The organism is Streptomyces sp. NPDC043685 (genome assembly GCF_056436585.1).
The window spans coordinates 219,707-242,204 of record NZ_JBWKCH010000005.1; the positions used below are offsets into that span (position 1 = coordinate 219,707).

Below are 22,498 nucleotides of genomic sequence, written 5' to 3' on the forward strand. Positions count from 1 at the left end.
ACTCAGGCGGCGGGCGGCTCGGGCTCGTGACGGGGTGAGGGCACCTCCGCGTCGTCCGGGCGCAACCGGGCCAGCAGCGCGCGGCGTTGTTCGGCGAAGACGGGGTCGGCCTGGTAGTCGGAGTGGCCGAGGATCGGCGCGGGCAGCGGGAGCAGATCGGTGCGGCCGTAGGCGAGGGGGTCCCTCAGCGGGGCGTGGTCGACCTGGGGGCCGCGGTCGCCGGGCAGGCGCACCGGGCCGCCGATGGGGTCGGTGAGCCGGTAGAGGTTGCGCCAGCAGTCGACGTCGCGGTGCAGGGAACCGAGCGCGGCGGGCCCGAAGTGCGCGGGGAACCAGCGGCCGTAGAGGCGCTCCAGGGGGGAACCGTACGTCAGCAGCGCGACCCGTTTGCGGGCGGACGGGGCGAGTTGCCAGGCCGCCGCGGCGGCGAGCACGCTGCCCTGCGAGTGCCCGGAGATGACCAGCCGGCCGCCGGTGACCCGGGTCCAGGTCGCCATCCGCCAGGTCAGGTCGGGCACCGCCCGCTCGGCGTAGCAGGGCGGGGCGAAGGGGTGGGAGGCACGCGGCCAGAAGGTGCCCACGTCCCACAGGATGCCGATGGTGCGGCGGGCCGCCGCGTCCTTGTAGGCGCGCCGGCCCCAGGTGACGAACAGCAGGAAGCCGAGGCCGATCAGCCAGGAGCCGAGGGCCTGGGAGGTCTCGGCGGCGCCGTGGACAACGGGGTAGGTGTCCCGCGCGGCCTCGCCCGGGGTCCGGTCGGTGGCCAGGGCGCCGACGAGGGCTCCGGCGCCGAGCAGCAAGGTGGCACCGGAGGTGACGGCGACGATGCGCGGTCCCCGGTCGGTGAGCGCGGCCATCGCCCGGGTGGAGGCGATACGGCGGGTGCGGGCGGGGTCGAGGTCCTCGTCCGGGTAGTCGAGCGCCACGGCGACGCGCTCGGCGCGGGCGAGCTGCCAGGCACGGTGGCCCAGCCAGCCGAAGAGTCCCAGCAGGACGACGAGCAGCGGCGGGATGACGGACGCCTGCCAGGTGAGCAGGACGGGCGGGCCCTCGAGCGCCGCCCCGGTGCCGTCCAGCCAGTCGGACACCCGCTGGGAGACCCCGCCGGACATCACCCCGCCCAGCGCGCAGGCCAGCATGGCCACGGCCGGGCCGCCCAGGCCCCGCAGCACCGCGCGCCGGTCGGGGGCGGTGCGGTGCAGGACGTGCGCCACGACGCCGAGGACGATGACGAGCAGGCCCTGGACCAGGGCGATCCCGCCGAAGGTCGTGTCGCCCGGCAGTCTGCCCCGCGACGTCCAGCCCGGGCGCTCCCACCCGGCGTACAGCAGGGCGCACGCGAGCAGGACGAGCGCGGCGAGCGGCAGCCGCCGTACGAAACGCTCGTCGAGTTCCCGGTCCAGCCGCTTCTCGCTGCGGCCCCGGCGGCACACCACCCACACCACGGCGATCGCGCAGGCCGCGAGGGCCGCTTCGAGGAGCAGGCCCAGGAGGTCGAGGACGGGTGGGCCGCCGGGCCGGCGGTCGTGGCGGGCGGCCGCGCTGCCGACGGCGGCGGCGACCGTGATCAGTCCGGCGGCGGTGTGCGCGGCGCGCAGCCGGGCCACCAGCCGGCGGCCGTACCAGAACCCGGGCCGGCCGAGAGCGGTCGGGCCGCCGTCCCCTTCGGGCTCGGGGGCGCGTTCGATGGGCTGCTGGGACTCGTAGTCGCTCCATGTGCGCCGGGACAGGTACCACAGCAGGACGGTCAGGGCGGTGGGGACGGCCGAGGCGAGGGCGAGCCGGCGGCCGGGGGCGCTCCACCAGCCGCCGTCGGAAACGGTGGGTGAGAGGAAGCCGAGCCAGGTGTGGCGGTCGGCGCAGGCGGTGGTGCCCGCGCACTGCCAGGCCGCCAGGTCGAGGGCGACCTCGCAGGCCGCCGCGACGAGGAGCACCGTCAGGGTGAGCCCGGTGAGCCGCACCAGCAGTCCGTACAGGCGCACGGTGCGGCGGCGGCCGTGCGCGCTGGGGCGCATCCAGTGGGCGAGGTTGACGACCATGAACGGCAGCAGCAACAGCCACAGGGCGCGGGTGCCGTTGCCGGAGGTGAGGTTGCACCAGACGTACGCCTCGGGCACCGGCTCGTCCCGGCGGCGGTCGCCGGGGCTGTGCTCGGCGTCGACGTCGTCGGCGCGCCGGAAGACGGCCGCGGTGTCGTCGCCGGTGATCCGCACCGTGCGTGGATCGTTGAGCATCTGCTGCGGCGTGGTGCCGCCCACGCCGTGGACCAGAAGTTCGAGCGCGGTCCCGGGCTCGCCGGGCCGCGTGGCGGGACCGTCCGGTCCGCCGCTCGACGCATGGTGCTGCGCACGTTCCACTGATTCGCACTTCCCCCGTGACACGCCGTCGGCTCTGTCCGTGCGGGCACAAGGATCTCCACATCCGCGGCGTCGCACACCTGCTGTCACGGATTCTTCCCGATCCGTGATGTACCGGGGTGGCGGGTGAATCACCGGTGACGCGGGGGCGACGAGCAGTCGGTGGCGCTCCCCGCTCCGCGACATGCGAGGATGGGACGTCCTCGCACCGGAGCCGGGAAGAATGTCCTGGTCGGAGCCGGTGCGAGAGGAGTCGGACGGCATTGAGGCGAAAGGACCGGAGCGTACGTGAGCGAGAATCAGAACCTCCTCGCGGAGCAGCGGCGATCCCTGATCCTCGACGAGGTCCGCCGCCGGGGTGGTGTCCGGGTCAACGAGCTGACCCGCAAGCTCGGCGTGTCGGACATGACGGTCCGCCGCGACCTCGACGCGCTCGCCCGCCAGGGCGTGCTGGAGAAGGTGCACGGCGGCGCGGTCCCGGTGGTCGAGGCGAGTACGCACGAACCGGGCTTCGAGGCCAAGTCCGGCCTGGAGCTGACCGCCAAGGAGGACATCGCTCGCGCGGCGGCCAAGCTGGTGGCGCCGGGTGCGGCGATCGCCCTGTCGGGCGGTACGACGACCTTCGCGCTGGCGCACCAGCTGCTGGACGTCCCGGATCTGACGGTGGTCACCAACTCGGTGCGGGTCGCCGATGTGTTCCACGCCGCGCAGCGCACCTCGGGTCCGCGCCAGGGCGCGGCCACGGTCGTGCTGACGGGCGGGGTGCGCACGCCCTCCGACTCGCTGGTGGGGCCGGTGGCCGACCAGGCGATCGCGGCGCTCCACTTCGATCTGCTGTTCCTGGGTGTGCACGGCATATCGGTCGAGGCCGGCCTGTCGACGCCGAACCTCGCCGAGGCCGAGACGAACCGGCGGCTCGTCCAGTCGGCCCGCCGGGTGGTCGTGGTCGCGGACCACACCAAGTGGGGCAAGGTGGGCCTGAGTTCGTTCGCCTCGCTGGAGCGGGTCGACACGCTGGTGACGGACGCCGGTCTGCCGGACGAGGCGCGCGGGGTGGTCGCCGAGCACCTGCGGCGGCTGGTGGTGGCCGGGGAGCCCGAGGACGACGCGGACAACTGACGGTCCGCCAGCTAGGGTGGCGCCCCTCACGGTCCTGACCGCTCCCGACCAGGAGGGCTCCGTCCATGGCTCGTCGACTGCGTCCGGTGGGGCTCGACTTCGTCGGGCTCGCACCCGTTCGGTACGTGTTCACCCGGGAGCTCTCCGCCCCGGTGGAGAAGGTCTACGGCGCGCTCGAGAGCGTGCCCGGGTGGGCCGAGTGGTTCCCGCAGGTGACGGCGGCCCGCCCGGTCGACGCGGGTGCGGGGCGCGACATCACGCTCACCGGTGGCCTCCGTTTCCGTGAGTCGATCATCGCGGCGGAGGCGCCCGAGGTGTACGCCTACCGGGTCGACGTCACCAACGTGCCCGGCGCGCGGGCGATAGCCGAGGAGTGGCGGCTGGCGCGCGCCGGCGGCGGCACCCGGGTGCGGTGGACCTTCGCCACCGACGGTACGGCTGTCTACCGGCTGGCCATGAAGGCGGTGCGCGCGGGCCAGGCACGGGCGTTCCAGGACGCCATGACGGCGCTGGAGCGGCGGCTGAACGCCTGAGGGCCCGGGCGCCGGGCTCAGCCGGGCCAGACGCCCGTCTTCAGCAGCGAGTCGATCGCGGCGGTGTACGGCTCGATGTCGAGTCCCTGATCGGCCAGCCAGGCGTCCGAGTAGTACTTGTCGAGGTACCGGTCCCCCGGGTCGCACAGCAGGGTCACGACGCTGCCCTGCCGTCCCTCGGAGACCATCTCCGCGACGATCTTCAGCGCGCTCCACAGTCCGGTGCCGGTCGAGCCGCCCGCCTTGCGGCCGATGGCGCGCTCCAGGGCCCGCACGGCGGCGACGCTGGCCGCGTCCGGCACCTTCATCATCCGGTCGATCGCGCCGGGCACGAAGCTCGGTTCCATGCGGGGCCGGCCGATGCCCTCGATACGTGAGCCGCAGTCGCAGGTGACGTCCGGATCGCCGGTGGTCCAGCCCTCGAAGAAGCACGAGTTCTCGGGGTCGGCCACGCAGACGCGGGTGTCGTACTGCATGTAGTGGACGTAGCGCGCGAGGGTCGCGGAGGTGCCGCCGGTGCCCGCCGTGGCGACGATCCACGCCGGCTCGGGAAAGCGCTCCAGGCGCAGCTGACGGAAGATGGACTCGGCGATGTTGTTGTTCCCCCGCCAGTCCGTGGCCCGTTCGGCGTAGGTGAACTGGTCCATGTAGTGGCCGCCGGTCTCGGCGGCGAGGCGGGCGGACTCCTCGTACATCGTGCGGGGGTCGTCCACGAAGTGGCAGCGGCCGGAGTGGAACTCGATGAGGCGGATCTTCTCGGCGCTCGTCGTGCGCGGCATGACGGCGATGAAGGGCACGCCGATCAGCTTCGCGAAGTACGCCTCGGAGACGGCCGTCGAGCCGCTGGAGGCCTCGATGACGGGCCGGTCCGGGCGGATCCAGCCGTTGCAGAGGCCGTAGAGGAACAGGGAGCGGGCGAGGCGGTGCTTGAGGCTGCCGGTGGGGTGGGTCGACTCGTCCTTCAGGTACAGATCGATGCCCCACCGCTCGGGCAGGGGGAACTGGAGCAGGTGGGTGTCGGCCGAGCGGTTGGCGTCGGCCTGGACTCTGCGGACGGCTTCTTTGAGCCATGCCCGGTAGGTGGTGTCGCTGTGGTCGACGTCGAGGGTCACGCCGGTCCGGGTCTGCTGGGAAGTACTCACGGGAGGGGCTCCTAACGCTGCGCGCCGACGATGCGTCGCGCGGCTGACACCTCCGATCATAAGCACCTTCCGCACGCTTCTCACCTGCATAAACGCATCTTTGAGCCCCCCAAAGCGCCCCCAGGGGCAGGGTCGATGCAAGGGGGCGCGCGGTCCCGGGGGCGCATCGGCGCGTGTGCTGCGGGCGCCCCCCGGGGAGGTGGTCACGGGCACTGGTGCTCGGCGCCGGGCGGGGGCAGACTGCACGGCGGGACCAGGGCCCAGCGGGGCACCGCCGGGCAGGACGCACCGTCCGGAGCCGGCCTCGGGGCCGGGCACCTCGCCCTCCGGAAAGAGGGCGGTGAACACCGTGCGGAGGGGGCGGAGTTCGGACCGAGCGGGACGCGGCGGCCCCAGGGGGCACCCGTCCGGGCGGGGCACACTGGACCAGGACACGGGCCCGTACCGGGCCTCGCACGCGGAGCGCTGGTACACCGATACGCAGCAAGGGGCGGGTGGCATGGGAGAGCCGGAGTTCAGGGCCACGGGCGTGCGGATCGGGAAGCGGCTGCGCTCGCTCACCCGGGCGGGCCAGATCCGGATCAGCGACGGCCGGCTCGAGTTGCTGACCAGCTACGGCAGCGAGATCGACAGCGCGCCGGTGCAGGCCGTGCGCGCCTCCAAGCCGTGGTTCGGCCCCGAGGACCGGGCCACGGCGGATCTGAACGGCAACCGGTATCTGCTCACCCTGGGCGACCACGACCCCGCCCCGGGGGAGCCTGGTCCGCCGGCGGCGCGGCGCTTCATCGAAGCGGTGCGCCGGGCGGCGGGGCGTGGCGGCTGAGATGTCCGCGAGTTGCGGTACCTCATCCCCTGCGCCACTCTGGTCTCACGTCACTCTGGGTTTACCGGCGATAACGCTGCGAACCAGCCCGCCGGCCACGACAGCAGGCGGCAGCGTCACGCAGGCGCCCTGCTGGATCCGAACTCCGTGTTCTTCCGGACCTCACGTCGGGGAGTCGCAGCCGTGATCAGCTACCCAAGCAGGCACTGCACGGTGGAGCTCCAAGCCCTGCCGTCGCGGATCGGCCAGGTCCGCAGAATCGTATCTGCGCAGTTGCGCTACTGGCATCTCGACCCCCTGATCGACCGGGCCTCGCTCGGCGTGACGGAGCTGTTGTCCAACGTCCACCGGCACGCACAGCCCGACAAGACGTGCACGGTGGAGATAGAGCTGCTGCTCGACCGGCTCACCGTCTCGGTGCGCGACGGCGATCCACGGATGCCCGTGGTCGACGACGCCGAGCCGCTGGCGACCTGCGGGCGCGGTCTCGCGATGGTGGCCGCCATGAGCGAGAGCTGGGGCGTCCGGCCGGACGGCGAGTCCGGCAAGGTCGTGTGGTTCACGCTGCCGACGTCCGCCCCCGTGGTGAGCGCGCCGCCGCTCCGGTCGCGACGCACGGTCCAGGAGAAACCCACGCGCAGGTTCGCCGAAGTCGGGGCCTCCGCCGACGGCCTCCGGCCCGACCATGCTCCCGCCCGGTCCGCCGTTGCCGGTTGACCGGGCGGTGACCACCTTCCCGCGGGGGTCGCTGCCGCGGTGTCCCAGTCACTGACGGGCGGCTGCCCTGATGCACCGGGAACCGGGGTGGGTCGCTGACACTGACAGGCCCCACCCGGTGGGGTCCGCCTCGTGACCGTCCGGGCCGGGCCGTAACGCCGGCATGAGGTGTGCGCCGGTGCGGTGCGCCTCTGCGCCCGAGTTGGTGCGCCGGTGCGCCGGTGGATGAGCCCTTGGTAGGGCAGGCGGCCCTGCGCGGTGCGGCCGGTGTCCGGACTGATCATCCTCGGTGGCGCACTCGCCCGGCAGGTCGCGGCGCAGCGGGGTGATGCGGCGGTCGTCGAGGCCGCCGGTTCGGTGCCGTCGATGCGGGCGGTACCGGAGCCCGAGGTACGGCGGTGTCGCCACCGCCGTACGCGTGCTCACACCGCGCCCCCCTTGCGGCCGAACTCCTCGTTCAGCACGGACAGTCGGCGCCAGTACTCGTCCTCGTCGATCTCGCCGGAGGCGAAGCGGTGGCCGAGGACGGCGATGGGCGAGTCGTTCCCGGCGGCGGGCTGCCGCCAGGGGCGGCCGCGCCGTCCGCGCCACACGGTGCGGCGCAGCAGTGCCACACCGCCGCCGATCACCAGCGCCCAGATCACCGGGAAGAGCAGGATCCACGGGCCGGGGCCGCCGCCGTCGCCGAAGTTCGCCAAGGTCTGCATGTCGTCCCACTCCTCGATCGCTCTCGGTCTTCCGTCGCTTTCGAGGGTCGTCCCGCGAGGGGTCTCCGGTCGTCGTACGGCCGGCGGCACCGTGCGTACCTCGCGGGGAGCAGGCCGGTGTGTCCGACGTACGCCGCGCGGTCTCGACTTCTGTAACTACTGGTATGTACAGTGACGGCCATGAGCACCCCGGAACGGCTGATCGAGTCCACCCGCGCGCTCCTGTGGGAGCGCGGCTACACGGGCACCAGCCCCAAGGCGATCCTGGAGCGCGCGGACGCCGGGCAGGGCAGCATGTACCACCACTTCAAGGGCAAGCCCGATCTCGCCCGGGCCGCGATCCGGCGCACCGCCGAGGAGATGCGGGCCACCGCGGCGGGAGTACTCGACGGCCCGGGCACGCCCTACGAGCGCATCGAGGCGTACCTGCGGCGCGAGCGGGACGTGCTGCGGGGCTGCCCGGTCGGCCGGCTGACGATGGACCCGGACGTGATCGCGAGCCCCGAGCTGCGCGCCCCGGTCGACGAGACCCTCGACTGGCTGCGCGCGCGGATCGCCGGGATCGTCGAAGAGGGCAAGGCGCAGGGCCAGTTCGCGCCCGGCCTGGACGCCGGGCAGATCGCGGCGGCGGTCGTCGCGACCGTCCAGGGGGGCTATGTGCTGGCCCGCGCCTCCGGCTCCCCCGCCGCGTTCGACGCGGGAGTGTCGGGGCTGCTGTCCCTGCTGGCGCCCCGTACCTCTTGAGGAGACAGCCGTGCACGCCATGCAGTACGAGATCACCCTGCCCGCCGACTACGACATGGGCGTCATCCGTGACCGGGTGGCCCGCCGGGGGCATCTGCTCGACGGCTGGGACGGGCTCGGGCTGAAGGCCTACCTGATCCGCGAGCGCGGCCTGCGCGGCTCACCCGTCAACACCTACGCCCCCTTCTACCTCTGGAACACCGTCGAGGGCATGAACTCCTTCCTCTGGGGCGGCGGATTCCAGGGAGTCGGCGACGACTTCGGGCGGCCGTCGGCGCGGCAGTGGACGGGCCTGGCGTACGAGGAGGGGCCGGGCACGCACGCGCGGTTCGGGGTACGGCGGCGCCGCCCGGTGCCGGACGGCGGGCCGTTGGCGGACGCCGTGGAGGACGCGGTGACCGAGACGCGGCGGCTGGCGGCGCGGGACGGGGCCGTGCTCGCCGCCGCGGCCGTCGACACGAGCCGCTGGGAACTGGTGTGGTTCTCCCTCTGGGAGCAGGACACGCCCGAGGCCGACGGTGAGGTCTTCGAGGTGCTGCATCTGTCCGCGCCGGGCCGGGACGTGCTGCCACGGGGACGCCAGTGGTGAGCACGGTCCGCACGGTGCTCGGGGACGTTCCGCCCGGAGAGCTGGGCGTGTGCGACGCCCATGACCACCTCTTCTTCGGCAGTCCCCGGCTGCCCGGCCAGGAGCTGCGCAGCGTGGCGGCGGCGCGGGCGGAGCTGATGGCGTTCCGGGAGCAGGGCGGCGGGGCCGTCGTGCAGTGGACGCCGTACGGGCTCGGGCGGCGGGTCGCCGATCTGCCGCCGCTGTCCCGGGAGACCGGAGTGCACGTGGTGGCGGCGACCGGTCTGCACCAGGCGGTGCACTACGACGAGGGCACCCTCGCCGGGCTGCGCGGCCGGCTCGCCGAGGTCTTCGTCCGCGAACTCACCGAGGGCATCGGGACGTCGGGGGTGCGGGCGGGGCTCGTCAAGGTCGCGGGCGGCTTCCACGCCCTGGACGCGCACGCCCGCTGGACCATGGCGGCGGCAGCCGAGGCGCATCACGCCACGGGCGCGACGATCACCGTGCACCTGGAGATGGGCACCGGCGCTCTGGACGTACTGGACCTGCTCTGCGGGGAGTCGGGGGTGCCGCCGCACCGCGTGGTGCTCGGACACCTCAACCGCTCCCCCGACCTCGTGACGCACCGGCAGGCTGCCGAGACCGGCTGCTATCTGGCCTTCGACGGACCGTCCCTCACCCACCACGCCACGGACTGGCGGATGCCGGACGCCGTACGGGCCCTCGCCGACGCCGGGTTCGGCGACCGGCTGCTGCTGGGCGCGGACACCACCACGGCCGCCGCCCGCTCGGTGGACGGCGGCCCCGGGATGCCCTACCTGCTGCGCCGGGTGCGCCCCCGGCTCGTGGACGCCGTCGGCGAGGAGCTGGTGGGGCGCATCCTCGCGGAGAACCCGGGCCGGGCGTTCGGGGTCGAGTGGCGCTGACCGGGCGTGCCCGGCGGCCTCAGCCGCCGGCCTGGCCGCTGTCCTTCATCGAGCCCCACCCGTGCCAGCGCTCGACCTCGATCCAGGCGCTGACCCGGGGACGGACCCGGTCCGGGTAGGGCTTGCCCGTGTAGTGCCGGGCGAGGAGGTCGATGTCGGTCAGATCCTCGTCGTCGTACATCTCGGCGACGCGGCCGATCAGGGTCACATGGGTGTACCAGTCGTCGCCGGCGAGGACGGTGAGGGTGACGCGCGGGTCACGGCGCAGATGCTTCAGGCGGACCCGGCCCTGGTCGAGGTTGACCAGCACCCGGCCGTCCTTCCACGCGTACCAGGTGGCGGTGGACACCGGTGCTCCGTCGGAACGCAGGGTGGCCATGACGCACGGGTTGGGCCGGCTCAGCAGGGCGTCGGCCTCGGGCGGCAGCGGTGGCTTGGACATGGGGGAACCTCCTAGGAGTTCGGCTTCTCGTCGAAGCTGGCGAAATAGGCCGCGACCATGTCCTCGTCGGCGTGGCCCTGAGCGGCGGCGCGTTCCATACGGGCGGCGGCCGCTTCGGCGACGTCCAGCCGTACGCCGTGGTCCGCGCCGGCCCGGACGATCAGCCGGGCGTCCTTGGCGGCCGTGGCGACCGCGAACTGGGGCGGCGTGAGCCTGTCTTCGAGAACGAGGTCGGACTTGGCGCGCAGATAGCCCATGTCGAGCGGGCCCCCGGCGACGAGGTCGAGGAAGCCGTGCGGGTCGACGCCGAGGGCCTGCGACAGGGCCAGGGCCTCCCCGGCGGCGGCCGTGACGGCGAGGACCCAGCTGTTGGCGACGAGCTTGAGGCGGGTCGCGCCGCCCTCCGCGCCGTCCTCCCCCGACCACACGGTCCGGGCGCCGACCGCGTCGAAGACCGGCGTCACCTTGCGACGCCCCTCGGTGGGACCGGCCGCGAGCACGGTCAGCTTCCCGGCCTCGGCGGGCTGGCGGGTGCCCAGGACGGGCGCGTCGTAGAAGAGCAGGCCGTGCTCGCGGGCGAAGGCGGCCAGTGCGGCGACACTGTCGAGGCCCGCCGTGCCGGACTGCGCCCAGGCGGTGCCGGGGCGCAGGGCGGGGGCGGCCTCGCGCATGGTGTCGAGCGCGGCGGGACCGTCGTGGAGCATGGTCAGGACGACGTCGGCGTCCTGAACGGCCTGCGCCGGGGTGCCGGCGATCCGCACGCCGTCGGCGGCCAGCGGCTCGGCCTTGGCCCGGGTGCGGTTCCAGGCGTGGACCGTGTGTCCGGCCCGGGCGAGGTTGCGGGCCATCGCGGCGCCCATGATGCCGGTGCCCAGGACGCTCACGGTGAGCTTGTCGGTCATTGCGTCAACTTCCTCGGTGGTGCGGTGCGGACGGACTGCCCGCCGACCAGCCTGCCCGCTCGGCGGCCCGCCTTCCCGGAAGCGGCGCGGACAAGCCTGACCCCCGTGGGATCAGGCTCGCCGGTCACGCCCGGTCACGCCCGGTCCCGCTCACCCCCGCGCGCTCAGTGCTCCCAGCGGGTCGTCGAGGACCGGCTGCCAGGCCAGTTCCGCCGCGCCGACCAGACTGTTGTGGTCGAGGGTGCAGGGCAGGATGGGGACACCGCCGCTCTGGCCCCACAGGCTGCGGTCGGCCACGACCGCGCGCAGGCGGCCGGGGTCGGCGTCGAGGAGGGTGCGGTGCAGGCCGCCGAGGATGATGCGGTCCGGGTTGAGGATGTTGACCAGGCCGGCGAGGCCGAGCCCGAGGCGGTCGATGAGGGCCTCGACGGCGGCGCGGACGCCCGGGTCGTCCCGGTGGTGGCGGATCAGGTCGATCGACTGCTGGAGCAGCGACACCTCGGGACCCGGTTCGCGCCCGGCCTCGGTGAGGAAGGCCAGCGGGTCGGTCTCCACGTCGAGGCAGCCGCGGCTGCCGCAGTGGCAGGGGCGGCCCTCGGGGTGCACGGTGAGATGCCCGACCTCCAGCGCGAGGCCCGAACTGCCCCGGTGCAGGCGGCCGTCGAGGACGAGCGCGCCACCGACGCCGCGGTGGCCGGTGGCCACGCACAGCAGGTCGCGTGCGCCGCGGCCGGCGCCGTGCCGGTGCTCGGCGAGCGCGGCGAGGTTGACGTCGTTCGCGGCGAACGCGGGCCCGTCGAGGCCGGCCGCGCGCACCTGCTCGGCGAAGATGTCCCGGACCGGCGCGCCCGCGGGCCAGGCCAGGTGGAGCGGGTTCAGCGCCAGCCCCTCGGGTTCGGCCACGGCGGACGGTACGGCGAGGCCGGCGCCCACACAGCGCAGTCCGGTCTCGCGCAGCAGCTCGGCACCGGCCGTGACGACGGAGGCGAGCACCTTGGCCGGGTCGGCGTCGACGACCTCGCAGCCGGGCGCGGTGGCCACGATCCGGCCGCCCAGTCCGACCAGCGCGGCCCGGAACCCGTCGGAGTGGACCTGCGCCGCGAGCGCGACGGGCCCGTCGTCGGCGACGGACAGCTTGTGGGAGGGCCTGCCCTGCGAACCGGCCGCCGCGCCGGGCCGGGCGTCGACCCGGATCAGCCCCAGTGCCTCCAGCTCGGCGGCGACCGCACCGGCCGTCGCCCGCGTCACCCCGAGCTCGGCGGTGAGCACGGCCCGGGTCGGCGCGCGTCCGGTGTGCACGAGCTCCAGCGCGGGTCCGAGCGCTGCGCGCCCCCGGTCCAGCCGCGTCCTCGAGGTGCTCCCATCCCCCGCCTGCCGGGGGTCCGCCTTCCCGCTCATGAGGGCGAGTCTCCCATGATCCGCCGGGGTGGTGCCCGGCGTCCCCGCCGGGCGTGGGCGCGCTCTAGAGGCCGCTGACCCGGAGCGTGATGTTGAGCCGGCCCGTGAGCCCCAGACCGGGCGGTGCCGTGCCGGGGTGGACCCGGGGAACCCCGTGGTAGGCCAGGCGGGACGGGCCGCCGAAGACGAACAGGTCGCCGCTGCGCAGTACGACGTCGGTGTAGGGCCGGGTGCGCGTCTCGGTGTTGCCGAAGCGGAAGACGCAGGTGTCGCCGAGGCTCAGCGACACCACCGGCGCGTCCGACTTCTCGTCGCTGTCGCGGTGCATGCCCATGCGGGCGTCGGCGTCGTAGAAGTTGATCAGCGCGATGTCGTAGTCCGGCGCGGGGCCGCCGAGGGTGTCGCGGACCGCCCGGCGGCCCAGGTCGCCGAGCCACTGCGGGAACGGCTTCACCGGGGCTCCGTCCCCGTCGGCCACCGTGCGGGCATAGGCGTACGGGTACCAGTGCCAGCCGAGGCAGACCTGCCGGGCGGTCATGGTGCCGCCGCCCGGGGTGCGGACCGTGCGCAGCCCGGCGGGCGGCAGGGCCCATGCGCGGCAGGCGTCCAGCAGCGCCCGCTGGCGTTCCCCGTCCAGCCAGTCGGGCAGGTGCCCGGCTCCGGGCGCGACCTGCGTACGGGCCCTGGGGAACAGCTCGGCGTCCATGCCCTCCATGGTGCCCGACACGTCCTGAGCTGCGGCTCGGCTAGCCTGGTCGCACGATGGACGACCGTATGAAGACGCCGTGGGGCGAGCCGGCGCTGACCCGTTTCCCCGAGGACCCGCGTGACACGCTGCGCGCGTGGGACGCCTCGGACGAGTATCTGCTGAGGCATCTGGCCGCGGAGCGGGTGCCGCTGGACGGCACGGTCGTGGTCGTCGGGGACCGCTGGGGCGCGCTGGTCACGGCTCTCGCGGCGCACCGGCCGGTGCAGATCACGGACTCCCACCTGGCGCAGGAGGCGACCCGCGTCAACCTGGCGCGGGCCGGGGCCGAGCCGGGCGTGGTGCGGCTGCTCACCACGCAGGACCCGCCGCCGGAGCGGATCGACGTCCTGCTGGTGCGGGTGCCGAAGAGCCTGGCGCTGCTGGAGGACCAGTTGCTGCGGCTGGCGCCGGCCGTGCACGCGGGGACGGTCGTCGTCGGCACGGGGATGGTGAAGGAGATCCACACCTCGACGCTCCGGCTGTTCGAGCGGATCCTGGGCCCGACGCGCACCTCGCTCGCCGAGAAGAAGGCCCGGCTGATCTTCTGCACGCCCGATCCGGCGCTGGAGCGGCCGGCCAATCCGTGGCCGTACTCCTACACGCTGCCGGACGACACCGGCCCGGCCGCGGGAGCCACCGTCGTCAATCACGCGGGGGTCTTCTGCGCCGACCGGCTGGACATCGGGACCCGGTTCTTCCTGCGGCACCTGCCGCCCGGCCGGGGCCGCCGGGTGGTGGACCTGGGGTGCGGCAACGGCGTGGTGGGTACGGCGGTGGCGCTGGCCGACCCGGACGCCGAGGTGCTGTTCGTGGACGAGTCGTTCCAGGCCGTGGCCTCGGCGGAGGCGACGTACAAGGCGAACGGCGTGCCGGGGCATGCCGAGTTCCGGGTGGGTGACGGGCTGGCGGGGGTGCCGTCCGGCAGTGTCGACCTGGTCCTGAACAACCCGCCGTTCCACTCCCACCAGGCCACGACGGACGCCACGGCCTGGCGGATGTTCACCGGGGCGCGGCGCGCGCTGCGGCCGGGCGGGGAGCTGTGGGTGGTCGGTAACCGGCACCTGGGCTACCACGTCAAGCTCCGGAAGCTCTTCGGCAACAGCCGGCTCGTGGCGAGCGACCCGAAGTTCGTGGTGCTGAAGGCCGTCAAGCGGTAGCGGCGCCGAGGGTCCGCAGGGTCCTCGCCACCGCTCGTGTCATGGCCTCCCGTGCGAGGGTCAGGTAGCTGCGCGGGTCGACGGCCTCGGGCCGCTCGGCGAGGAAGTCCCGGATCGCGCCGGTCAGCGCGATGTTCAGGGCGGTGCCGATGTTGACCTTGGTGATGCCACCCGCGACGGCGGCCGTGAGTTCGTCGTCCGGGACGCCGGAGGAGCCGTGCAGGACGAGCGGCACGTCCAGTGCGGCCGACAGGCGTGTGAGCAGCGCGTGGTCGAGGGCCGCGGTGCGGGTGGTCATGGCGTGGGAGCTGCCGATGGCGACGGCCAGGGCGTCCACGCCCGCGTCGGCGACGAACGCCCGGGCCTCGTCGGGGTCGGTGCGGGCGCCGGGGGCGTGCGCGTCCAGCGGGGGTCTGCCGTTCTTGCCGCCGATCTGCCCCAGCTCGGCTTCGATCCAGAGCCCTTGGGCGTGCGCCCAGTCGACGGCGGCCCGGGTCGCGGCGAGGTTCTGCGCGTAGGGCAGTCGGGCCGCGTCGTACATGACGGAGCTGAACCCGGCGTCCGCGGCCCGGTGCAGCAGGGCGTCGCTCTGCACGTGGTCGAGGTGCAACGCGACGGGGACGGCGGCGTGTTCGGCCGCGGCGAGGGCGGCGCGGGCGAGCGGGAGGAGCTGTCCGCCGCGGAATCTGACCGCGTTCTCGCTGACCTGGAGGACGACGGGGGCGTGTGCGGACTCGGCGCCCGCGATGACGGCCTCGACGTGCTCCAGGGTGATGACGTTGAAGGAGGCGACGGCCGAGCCGGCCGTGGCGGCGCGGGTGACGAGGTCGCCGGTGGTGGTCAGGGGCACGAGGTCTCCCGGGTCAGGGGGCGAGGATCACCGAGCGCGTGAGGTGGCGCGGGCGGTCGGGGTCCAGCCCGCGCGACGCGGCGACGACGACCGCGAGGCGCTGGACGCGGACCAGTTCGGCGAGCGGGTCGAGGTGCCCGGCGACCCACAGGGCGCCGGTGTCGCGGACCCGCTGGGCGAGTCCGTCCGGGGCGTCGCCGAGCATCCAGGTCGCCGTGCCCGTGGTGCTGACGCTGATGGGGCCGTGCCGGTACTCCATGGCCGGGTAGGACTCGGCCCACGCCAGTGCGGCCTCACGCATCTTCAGCCCGGCCTCCTCGGCCAGGCCGACGGTCCAGCCGCGTCCCAGGAAGGTGAACTGCCCGCACTCCGGCAGTCCTTGCGGCAGCGGCTGCGCCAGGGCGGTGTGCGCGTCGGCGACGGCCGTGCCGGGGTGGAGGCCGAGGTGGGCGCGGAGCAGGGTGAGGGCCGTGGTCGCGAACCGGGTCTGCACGACGGAGCGTTCGTCGGCGAAGTCCAGGACGGCGAGTGCGCCGGCGGCCGACCGCACGGGCGTGTCCGGGTCGGCGGTGATCGCGGTGGTGGGGGTGCGGTCCTTCACGCGGTGGAGGAGGTCCAGGACTTCGGTGGTGGTGCCGGACCGGGTGAGGGCGACGATCCGGTCGTAGCGGCGGCCGTGGGGGAATTCGGAGGCGGCGAAGGCGTCGGTCTCGCCCTGGCCCGCGCCCTCCCGCAGGGCGGCGGCCGCCCGCGCCATGAAGTACGAGGTGCCGCAGCCCACGAGCGCCACCCGCTCCCCCGGTGCCGGCAGCACCTTCGCATGCCGGGGCGCCTCCGACGCGGCGCGCTCCCAGCAATCGGGCTGGCTGGTCAGCTCGTCCTCGGCATGCGTCATACCGCACCCTCCCGTTCTGATTGTTCCTGCAAGGTATAGCCAGCTTTCGAGCAACATCAAGCATGCTGCCGTGATCGGGTGGGTTAAGGTCGCCCGGGAGATCGAGAGGTGGAGGTGCGGATGTCGCGCGACGCCCGCTGGAAGGCGCTGCTGGAACTGCTCGTGGAGCGCGGCCGGCTGGACGTGGAGGACGCCGCGGCGCAGCTCGGGGTGTCGGCGGCGACGATCCGCCGTGACTTCGACGGGCTCGCCGAGCAGCAGATGCTGGTGCGCACCCGGGGCGGAGCGGTCGTGCACGGCGTGTCGTACGAGCTGCCGCTGCGCTACAAGGCCGCTCGCCGCGTCTCCGAGAAGCAGCGCATCGCCAAGGCGGTGGCGGATCTGGTGGCCCCGGGCGAGGCGGTCGGGCTGACCGGCGGCACCACCACGACCGAGGTGGCGCGGGCGCTGGCCGTACGCGGGGACCTGTCCTCCGGGTCGCCCGCGCTCACCGTCGTGACGAACGCGCTGAACATCGCGGGCGAGCTGGCCGTACGCCCCCAGTTCAAGATCGTGCTGACCGGCGGGGTGGCGCGGCCCCAGTCGTACGAGCTGGTCGGACCGCTCGCGGACGGGGTGCTGGCGCAGATCACCGTCGACGTGGCGGTGCTCGGTGTCGTCGCCTTCGATGTGACGCACGGCGCCGCGGCGCACGACGAGGCGGAGGCCGCGATCAACCGGCTGCTGTGCGAGCGGGCGGAACGGGTGGTGGTGGCCGCCGACTCCGGCAAACTGGGGCGGCGGGCGTTCGCCCGGATCTGCGCGGCCGAGGCGGTGGACACGCTGGTCACGGACACGGCGGCGGACGCGCAGACGGTGCGGCGGTTCGAGGAGGCCGGGCTGCGGGTCCTCACGGTCTGACGGCGGCGGTCCGGCGGCGGCGGTCCGACAGCGCACGTCCGTCGACGGTTCTACGCTGGGGCTGAGGCGCCTACCGGGCAGGGAGGCTGTCATGGCCGAAGCCGCACAGGATCGTCAGGGCGTGCCGGGCGGGCGGCGGTACGTGCCGATCGCGGAGCACGGGCTGATCGGAGATCTGCGCAGTGTGGCCCTGGTGGGCACCGACGGCACGATCGACTGGTACTGCTGTCCGGCCTTCGACGCGCCGAGCGTGTTCGCCGCGATCCTGGACGCGGAGCGCGGCGGCTGCTTCGAGCTGGCGGCGGCCGTGCCCGCGCGGACCAAGCAGTTCTACTTCCCCGACACCAACGTCTTGATCACCCGGTTCTTCACCGAGGACGGGGTCGGCGAGGTGCAGGACTTCATGCCGGTCGGCGGCGCGTCGGCCGAGGCCGAGCGGCACCGGCTGATCCGGCGGGTGGTCTGCGTGCGCGGCTCGATCCCGTTCCGTACGCGCGTCGCGCCCCGGTTCGGCTACGGCTCACTGCCGCACACCGTCCGGCTGACCGGTGACACCGCGGTGTTCGAGGCGGAGCGCATGGCGCTGGCACTGACCGCGACCGTGCCGCTGGAGACCGACGGACCGGACGTGCGCGGCGACTTCAAGCTCTCCGAGGGAGAGACGGCGGTCTTCGCGCTGGACAAGGTCGGCGGCGATGTGACGCCCCGCCGGTGCGCGCGCACCGAGGCCGAGGAGCAGTTCGCGGCGACGGTGGCGTACTGGCGGCGCTGGCTGGCGGCGTCCCGCTACAAGGGCCGCTGGCGGGAGATGGTCCACCGCTCGGCCCTGACCCTGAAGCTGCTCACCTACGCGCCCACCGGGGCGATCGTGGCCGCGCCGACGACGAGCCTGCCCGAGGAGCTCGGCGGCGAACGCAACTGGGACTACCGGTACGTGTGGGTGCGCGACGCGGCGTTCTGCGTGTACGCCCTGCTGCGGCTGGGCTTCACCGGCGAGGCCGAGGCGTTCATGGACTTCGTGACCCGGCACATCAGCCCGGGCGACGGCAAACCCTCCGGCCCCCTTCAGATCATGTACGGCATCGACGGCCGCACCGAGCTGCCCGAGCACACCCTCGGCCACCTGGAGGGTCATCACGGCTCGGCGCCGGTGCGGGTCGGCAACGCGGCGGCCGACCAGCTCCAGCTCGACATCTACGGCGCGCTGATCGACTCGATCTACCTCTTCGACAAGTGGGCCAAGCCCATCTCCAGCGGGCAGTGGGACGACGTGTGCGCGCTGGTGGACTGGGTGTGCGCGCACTGGGACCAGCCCGACGAGGGGATCTGGGAGACGCGGGGCGGGCGCAAGAACTTCCTGTACTCCCGGCTGATGTGCTGGGTGGCGATCGAGCGGGCCATCCGGATGGCCAACCGGCGCGGTCTGCCCGCCGACCTGCCGCGCTGGCGGGAGTGCCGCGACACGATCTACCGGCGGATCATGAGCCGGGGCTGGTCGACGGAGCGCGGGGCCTTCGTCCAGCACGAGGACGGTGATGTGCTGGACGCCGCCGTGCTGATGATGCCGCTGACGAAGTTCATCGCCCCCACCGACCCGAAGTGGCTGTCGACGCTGGACGTGCTGACCGAGGAGCTGGTGTCGGACTCGCTGGTCTACCGGTACGACCCCCGGTCGAGCCCGGACGGGCTGCGCGGCGACGAGGGCACGTTCTCCATCTGTTCGTTCTGGTACGTCGAGGCGATGGTGCACGCCGGCCGCGTCGACGAGGCGCGCCTGGCCTTCGAGAAGATGCTGACGTACGCCAACCACCTCGGCCTGTACGCCGAGGAGATCAGCCACACCGGGGAGCAGCAGGGCAACTTCCCGCAGGCGTTCACGCACCTCGCGCTGATCAGCGCGGCGTTCAACCTGGACCGCGCGCTCGGCTGACGGATCAGTGCCCGTGGCCGTCGTCCGCATGCCCCTCGGGGGTACCGGACCCGGCCGCCGCTGCCTGGGCGCGGACGGTGAACGCGGCCGTATGCACCTCGCCGTCATGCTTGAAGTCGAGGAACAGGCGGTAGGCGCCGGAGCTGGGCGCCGTGGCCGTGAACGAGATGTCCGGGCCGGACCTGGTGCTGCCGTCGCCGGGTTCGCCGTTCGGGTGGACGTGCAGGTAGGCGAGGTCTCCGGAGCGCAGGGCGACCAGATGGCCGTAGGCGCCGAGGTAGGGCTGGAGGTCGGTGACGGGCCTGCCGTCGCGGGAGATCTTCAGCTTCAGTTCGCCCGCTTTCGCGGGGCGCAGGGCGCCGGTCAGCTTCACCTCGTAGCCGTCGACGCGGGCCGTGGTGCTCGCCGGCGGCAGTGACCGGGCCCGGTACGGGCCGGAGGCGGCGAGGTCCGCGCCGAGGGTGAGGTTCTCGGCGTCCTTCCCGGCCGGGGTGAAGTCGGCGAAGACGCGGTAGCCGCCCGCGCGTGGCAGGTCCACGGGGGTGCTCCAGGTGCCGTCGGCGGCGCGGGTGGGGTGCAGATGGCGGTAGGTCACCAGGTCGCGTGAGGCCACGATGAGGTGGAGTTCCTTGTCGTGCTCGCGCTGGTAGGCGGTGAGCGCGCGCCCGGCGGTGTCCCGGACGGTGAAGCGCAGGTCGGCCTGCTCGCCCGCGGTGACGCGCGGGGTGTGGAGGTCGAGCGTGTAGCCGCCCTCGGAGATCTGCAGTCCGCCGGCCGGGGGCGTGTCGTGCCCGGTGTGGCCGCCGTCCTTCTCCGCCTCCGGCGTGGGCCGGGTGTGTTCGTCCTGGTGTGTCGGCGGGCTGTCGGCGACGACGGGGTCGATGCCCTGACCGACGCCGTAGGCGGCGCCGAAGGTCGCCGCTAGCGCGGCGGCGAAGGTGGTGATCCTCAGTCCGGTGTTCATGGCGTCGGCTCCTTCAGATACCGGGCCTCCCGCTCGAATGCGGGGCCTCCATGCAGTTCACCATACCCCCAGGGGGTATCCAGTCAAGTTGTCCCCACGCTTGCATCGTATACCCCACAGGGGTATATCTGGAATCGGCGCCGAGGATACCCCCGGCCCGTATGTCACCCATCCGTCGGACCAGCCAGAGGAGCACCTCATGCCCGCCACCACCTACGCCGTCTCCGGAATGTCCTGCGGCCACTGCGAGGCGACGCTCACCAAGGTCATCGGGGAGCTGGACGGCGTCAGCGGTGTCGAGGTCGACCTCGGCACGGGCCGTGTCACCGTCACCGCCACCACCGAACCCGACGACGCCCTGACCGCGGAGGTCGTCGACGAGGCCGGCTACGAGCTGACCGGAAGGGCCTGAGCCATGAACACCGGGACGACGACCGGCGCCGACGCCGAGGTGGAACTCCTCATCGGCGGCATGACCTGCGCCTCCTGCGCGGCGCGCGTCGAGAAGAAGCTCAACCGCATGGACGGGGTCACCGCGACCGTCAACTACGCCACCGAGAAGGCGAAGGTCGGCTACTCCGGTGACGTCTCCGTCGGCGATCTCATCGCCACCGTCGAGGCCACCGGGTACACCGCCCGGGAGCCCGCGCCTCCCGCCGAGCGGACGGACCCGCCCGAGGAGGCCGACGAACTGCGGCCGCTGCGCGAGCGGTTGATCACCGCCGTGGTGCTGTCGGTTCCCGTCGTGGCCATGGCGATGGTCCCGGCCCTGCAGTTCGAGTACTGGCAGTGGCTGTCGCTCACCCTGGCGGCTCCCGTCGTGACGTACGCGGCCTGGCCCTTCCACAAGGCGGCGTTCACCAACGCCCGGCACGGCGCGGCCACCATGGACACGCTGATCTCGGTGGGCACCTCGGCCGCCTTCCTGTGGTCGCTGTGGGCGCTGTTCTTCGGCACCGCGGGCACCCCGGGCATGACGCACCCCTTCGAGCTGACCATCGAGCGCACGGACGGCGCCGGGAACATCTACCTGGAAGCCGCCGCCGGCGTGACCGCGTTCATCCTGGCGGGGCGGTACTTCGAGGCCCGCGCCAAGCGGAAGGCCGGGGCGGCGCTGCGGGCGCTGCTGGAGCTGGGAGCGAAGGACGTCACGGTGCTGGGGGTCGACGGTCGCGAACAGACCGTCCCCGTGGCGGAGTTGAAGGTCGGCGACCGCTTCCTGGTCCGGCCCGGCGAGAAGATCGCGACGGACGGGACGGTCGTCGAGGGTTCCTCGGCCGTGGACGCCTCGATGCTCACCGGCGAGTCCGTGCCCGTGGAGGTGGGCACGGGGGACCCGGTCACGGGGGCCACGATCAACGTCGGCGGGCGGCTCGTGGTGCGTGCCACCCGGGTGGGCGCCGACACCCAGCTGGCCCGGATGGCCCGGCTGGTGGAGGACGCGCAGAACGGCAAGGCCGCCGCACAGCGGCTCGCGGACCGGATCTCGGCGGTGTTCGTGCCGGTCGTGATCGCCCTGGCGCTCGGCACACTGGGTTTCTGGCTGGGCAACGGCGCCGGGCTGACGGCCGCCTTCACCGCGGCGGTCGCCGTCCTCGTGATCGCCTGCCCCTGCGCGCTGGGGCTGGCGACCCCGACCGCGCTGATGGTGGGCACCGGGCGCGGCGCCCAGCTCGGCATCCTCATCAAGGGCCCGGAGGTGCTGGAATCCACGCGCCGCGTCGACACCGTCGTCCTCGACAAGACCGGCACGGTCACGACCGGACGTATGACGCTGCTGGCCGTGCACACCGCCGAGGGCACGGACGAGGCCGACGTGCTGCGACTGGCCGGGGCGCTGGAGCACTCCTCCGAGCATCCGATCGCCCGGGCCGTCGCGGACGGGGCGCTTCAGAAGCTGGGCGCGCTGCCCACGCCGGAGGACTTCGCCAACGTGCCCGGACTGGGTGTGCAGGGCGTCGTCGAGGGCCACGCGGTGCTCGTCGGCCGGGAGCGGCTGCTGGCCGACTGGGCGATGGCGCTGCCGGAGGGCCTGGCCGGTGCGAGGACCGCGGCCGAGGAAGCCGGACGCACGGCCGTCGCGGTCGCGTGGGACGGCGAGGCGCGGGCGGTGCTGGAGGTGGCCGACGCGGTGAAGGACACGAGCGCGGAGGCGGTCGGCCGGCTGCGGGCGCTCGGTCTCACACCGATCCTGCTGACCGGTGACAACGAGGCGGTGGCCCGGTCCGTCGCCCGCGAGGTGGGCATCGAGGAGGTCATCGCCGAGGTGCTCCCGCAGGACAAGGTCGACGTCGTCCAGCGGCTCCAGAGCGAGGGCCGGTCGGTGGCGATGGTCGGGGACGGGGTCAACGACGCGGCGGCCCTGGCCCGGGCCGATCTCGGCCTGGCCCTGGGCACCGGCACGGACGCCGCGATCGAGGCCGGCGACCTGACCCTCGTACGGGGCGACCTGCGGGCCGCCGCGGACGCCATCCGGCTCGCCCGCAGCACGCTCGGCACCATCCGCTCCAACCTGTTCTGGGCCTTCGCCTACAACGTGGCGGCCCTCCCGCTGGCCGCCTCCGGCCTGCTCACCCCGATGATCGCAGGGGCGGCCATGGCGTTCTCGTCGGTCTTCGTGGTCGGCAACTCACTGCGGCTGCGGGCCTTTCGGGCCACCGGCTGAGACACCGGCGG

22 protein-coding genes are annotated in these 22,498 nt (G+C 73.7%); 12 read left to right on the plus strand and 10 right to left on the minus strand.

The genetic code is table 11. The features are described 5' to 3' along the window. Window positions 1-2: 2 nt before the first annotated feature. Window positions 3-2,357 carry a hypothetical protein gene (locus tag AC0665_RS17935; RefSeq protein ID WP_478705316.1) on the minus strand — a complete coding sequence of 785 codons (2,355 nt, stop codon included), beginning with the start codon at window positions 2,355-2,357 and terminating at the stop codon, window positions 3-5. A 288-nt stretch (window positions 2,358-2,645) separates the two neighbouring features. Between AC0665_RS17935 and AC0665_RS17940 the strand changes: the two genes are divergently transcribed. Beyond that, window positions 2,646-3,476 (plus strand): DeoR/GlpR family DNA-binding transcription regulator, encoded by an 831-nt coding sequence (locus tag AC0665_RS17940; protein ID WP_363117865.1) that lies wholly within the window; start codon window positions 2,646-2,648, stop codon window positions 3,474-3,476. A 65-nt stretch (window positions 3,477-3,541) separates the two neighbouring features. Continuing rightward, a complete protein-coding gene (locus tag AC0665_RS17945) occupies window positions 3,542-4,009 on the plus strand; it encodes an SRPBCC family protein (protein ID WP_478705317.1) in 468 nt (155 codons plus the stop codon). A gap of 17 nt (window positions 4,010-4,026) precedes the next feature. On the opposite strand, the gene cds1 is transcribed toward AC0665_RS17945, so the two are convergent. Continuing rightward, window positions 4,027-5,151, minus strand: a complete 1,125-nt coding sequence (cds1, locus tag AC0665_RS17950) for an L-cysteine desulfhydrase Cds1 (protein WP_468405745.1) — start codon at window positions 5,149-5,151, stop codon at window positions 4,027-4,029. A 499-nt stretch (window positions 5,152-5,650) separates the two neighbouring features. Here cds1 and AC0665_RS17955 point away from each other — a divergent pair, with 499 nt between their 5' ends. Beyond that, window positions 5,651-5,974, plus strand: coding sequence for a hypothetical protein (locus AC0665_RS17955; RefSeq protein ID WP_363117862.1), 324 nt, complete (start codon window positions 5,651-5,653; stop codon window positions 5,972-5,974). 183 nt (window positions 5,975-6,157) lie between these two features. Continuing rightward, entirely contained in the window at window positions 6,158-6,691 is a 534-nt protein-coding gene (locus AC0665_RS17960; protein ID WP_468405743.1) for an ATP-binding protein, read from the plus strand. Between the two features lie 422 nt (window positions 6,692-7,113). On the opposite strand, the gene AC0665_RS17965 is transcribed toward AC0665_RS17960, so the two are convergent. Beyond that, window positions 7,114-7,398 (minus strand): SHOCT domain-containing protein, encoded by a 285-nt coding sequence (locus AC0665_RS17965; RefSeq protein WP_478705318.1) that lies wholly within the window; start codon window positions 7,396-7,398, stop codon window positions 7,114-7,116. A gap of 180 nt (window positions 7,399-7,578) precedes the next feature. Here AC0665_RS17965 and AC0665_RS17970 point away from each other — a divergent pair, with 180 nt between their 5' ends. The 3 genes from AC0665_RS17970 to AC0665_RS17980 are packed head-to-tail and all read left to right on the plus strand — an operon-like array spanning window position 7,579 to window position 9,636. Continuing rightward, window positions 7,579-8,142: a TetR/AcrR family transcriptional regulator gene (locus AC0665_RS17970; RefSeq protein ID WP_468405739.1), complete on the plus strand. Its 564-nt coding sequence runs from the start codon at window positions 7,579-7,581 to the stop codon at window positions 8,140-8,142. Window positions 8,143-8,152: 10 nt separating this feature from the next. Continuing rightward, window positions 8,153-8,731, plus strand: a complete 579-nt coding sequence (locus tag AC0665_RS17975) for a DUF4865 family protein (protein ID WP_478610327.1) — start codon at window positions 8,153-8,155, stop codon at window positions 8,729-8,731. Next, window positions 8,728-9,636 carry a phosphotriesterase family protein gene (locus AC0665_RS17980; protein WP_478705319.1) on the plus strand — a complete coding sequence of 303 codons (909 nt, stop codon included), beginning with the start codon at window positions 8,728-8,730 and terminating at the stop codon, window positions 9,634-9,636. The genes AC0665_RS17975 and AC0665_RS17980 overlap by 4 nt, the downstream gene beginning before the upstream one ends. Before the next feature lie 19 nt (window positions 9,637-9,655). Here AC0665_RS17980 and AC0665_RS17985 read toward each other — a convergent pair whose 3' ends face one another. From AC0665_RS17985 to AC0665_RS18000, 4 genes are all read right to left on the minus strand, one after another. Next, on the minus strand, window positions 9,656-10,078 hold the full coding sequence (locus tag AC0665_RS17985) for a PPOX class F420-dependent oxidoreductase (RefSeq protein WP_468405733.1): 423 nt from the start codon (window positions 10,076-10,078) through the stop codon (window positions 9,656-9,658). An 11-nt stretch (window positions 10,079-10,089) separates the two neighbouring features. Next, window positions 10,090-10,980: an NAD(P)-dependent oxidoreductase gene (locus AC0665_RS17990; RefSeq protein ID WP_478610329.1), complete on the minus strand. Its 891-nt coding sequence runs from the start codon at window positions 10,978-10,980 to the stop codon at window positions 10,090-10,092. A gap of 150 nt (window positions 10,981-11,130) precedes the next feature. Beyond that, window positions 11,131-12,378, minus strand: a complete 1,248-nt coding sequence (locus AC0665_RS17995) for an ROK family protein (RefSeq protein ID WP_478610330.1) — start codon at window positions 12,376-12,378, stop codon at window positions 11,131-11,133. 64 nt (window positions 12,379-12,442) lie between these two features. Further along, a complete protein-coding gene (locus AC0665_RS18000; RefSeq protein WP_478705320.1) occupies window positions 12,443-13,084 on the minus strand; it encodes an alpha-ketoglutarate-dependent dioxygenase AlkB family protein in 642 nt (213 codons plus the stop codon). A 68-nt stretch (window positions 13,085-13,152) separates the two neighbouring features. Between AC0665_RS18000 and AC0665_RS18005 the strand changes: the two genes are divergently transcribed. Beyond that, window positions 13,153-14,283, plus strand: a complete 1,131-nt coding sequence (locus tag AC0665_RS18005) for a methyltransferase (protein ID WP_478509328.1) — start codon at window positions 13,153-13,155, stop codon at window positions 14,281-14,283. Here AC0665_RS18005 and AC0665_RS18010 read toward each other — a convergent pair. Beyond that, entirely contained in the window at window positions 14,273-15,133 is an 861-nt protein-coding gene (locus tag AC0665_RS18010) for a class II fructose-bisphosphate aldolase (protein WP_366053717.1), read from the minus strand. The two genes, AC0665_RS18005 and AC0665_RS18010, sit on opposite strands and share 11 nt — an antisense overlap. Before the next feature lie 13 nt (window positions 15,134-15,146). Beyond that, window positions 15,147-16,028, minus strand: a complete 882-nt coding sequence (locus AC0665_RS18015; RefSeq protein ID WP_478705321.1) for an SIS domain-containing protein — start codon at window positions 16,026-16,028, stop codon at window positions 15,147-15,149. A gap of 120 nt (window positions 16,029-16,148) precedes the next feature. Between AC0665_RS18015 and AC0665_RS18020 the strand changes: the two genes are divergently transcribed. After that, entirely contained in the window at window positions 16,149-16,928 is a 780-nt protein-coding gene (locus AC0665_RS18020) for a DeoR/GlpR family DNA-binding transcription regulator (RefSeq protein WP_478610332.1), read from the plus strand. A 91-nt stretch (window positions 16,929-17,019) separates the two neighbouring features. Further along, entirely contained in the window at window positions 17,020-18,858 is a 1,839-nt protein-coding gene (locus tag AC0665_RS18025; RefSeq protein WP_478705322.1) for a glycoside hydrolase family 15 protein, read from the plus strand. A gap of 4 nt (window positions 18,859-18,862) precedes the next feature. On the opposite strand, the gene AC0665_RS18030 is transcribed toward AC0665_RS18025, so the two are convergent. Further along, a complete protein-coding gene (locus AC0665_RS18030; protein ID WP_478705323.1) occupies window positions 18,863-19,822 on the minus strand; it encodes a hypothetical protein in 960 nt (319 codons plus the stop codon). Between the two features lie 199 nt (window positions 19,823-20,021). Here AC0665_RS18030 and AC0665_RS18035 point away from each other — a divergent pair, with 199 nt between their 5' ends. Beyond that, entirely contained in the window at window positions 20,022-20,234 is a 213-nt protein-coding gene (locus tag AC0665_RS18035; RefSeq protein WP_478705324.1) for a heavy-metal-associated domain-containing protein, read from the plus strand. Between the two features lie 3 nt (window positions 20,235-20,237). After that, window positions 20,238-22,487, plus strand: a complete 2,250-nt coding sequence (locus AC0665_RS18040; protein ID WP_478610335.1) for a heavy metal translocating P-type ATPase — start codon at window positions 20,238-20,240, stop codon at window positions 22,485-22,487. The last annotated feature ends 11 nt before the right edge of the window (window positions 22,488-22,498 follow it).

What these genes read in the sequence shown, in the direction of transcription:
- AC0665_RS18005 (WP_478509328.1), top strand. Translation starts at nt 13,153, where the DNA reads ATGAAGACGCCGTGGGGCGAGCCGGCGCTGACCCGTTTCCCCGAGGAC.
- AC0665_RS18020 (WP_478610332.1), top strand. Translation starts at nt 16,149, where the DNA reads ATGTCGCGCGACGCCCGCTGGAAGGCGCTGCTGGAACTGCTCGTGGAG.
- AC0665_RS18015 (WP_478705321.1), bottom strand. Translation starts at nt 16,028, where the DNA reads ATGACGCATGCCGAGGACGAGCTGACCAGCCAGCCCGATTGCTGGGAG.
- AC0665_RS17985 (WP_468405733.1), bottom strand. Translation starts at nt 10,078, where the DNA reads ATGTCCAAGCCACCGCTGCCGCCCGAGGCCGACGCCCTGCTGAGCCGG.
- AC0665_RS17945 (WP_478705317.1), top strand. Translation starts at nt 3,542, where the DNA reads ATGGCTCGTCGACTGCGTCCGGTGGGGCTCGACTTCGTCGGGCTCGCA.
- AC0665_RS17965 (WP_478705318.1), bottom strand. Translation starts at nt 7,398, where the DNA reads ATGCAGACCTTGGCGAACTTCGGCGACGGCGGCGGCCCCGGCCCGTGG.
- AC0665_RS17995 (WP_478610330.1), bottom strand. Translation starts at nt 12,378, where the DNA reads ATGAGCGGGAAGGCGGACCCCCGGCAGGCGGGGGATGGGAGCACCTCG.
- AC0665_RS18040 (WP_478610335.1), top strand. Translation starts at nt 20,238, where the DNA reads ATGAACACCGGGACGACGACCGGCGCCGACGCCGAGGTGGAACTCCTC.
- AC0665_RS17955 (WP_363117862.1), top strand. Translation starts at nt 5,651, where the DNA reads ATGGGAGAGCCGGAGTTCAGGGCCACGGGCGTGCGGATCGGGAAGCGG.
- AC0665_RS18030 (WP_478705323.1), bottom strand. Translation starts at nt 19,822, where the DNA reads ATGAACACCGGACTGAGGATCACCACCTTCGCCGCCGCGCTAGCGGCG.
- AC0665_RS17990 (WP_478610329.1), bottom strand. Translation starts at nt 10,980, where the DNA reads ATGACCGACAAGCTCACCGTGAGCGTCCTGGGCACCGGCATCATGGGC.
- AC0665_RS18000 (WP_478705320.1), bottom strand. Translation starts at nt 13,084, where the DNA reads ATGGACGCCGAGCTGTTCCCCAGGGCCCGTACGCAGGTCGCGCCCGGA.
- AC0665_RS17970 (WP_468405739.1), top strand. Translation starts at nt 7,579, where the DNA reads ATGAGCACCCCGGAACGGCTGATCGAGTCCACCCGCGCGCTCCTGTGG.
- AC0665_RS18035 (WP_478705324.1), top strand. Translation starts at nt 20,022, where the DNA reads ATGCCCGCCACCACCTACGCCGTCTCCGGAATGTCCTGCGGCCACTGC.
- AC0665_RS18025 (WP_478705322.1), top strand. Translation starts at nt 17,020, where the DNA reads ATGGCCGAAGCCGCACAGGATCGTCAGGGCGTGCCGGGCGGGCGGCGG.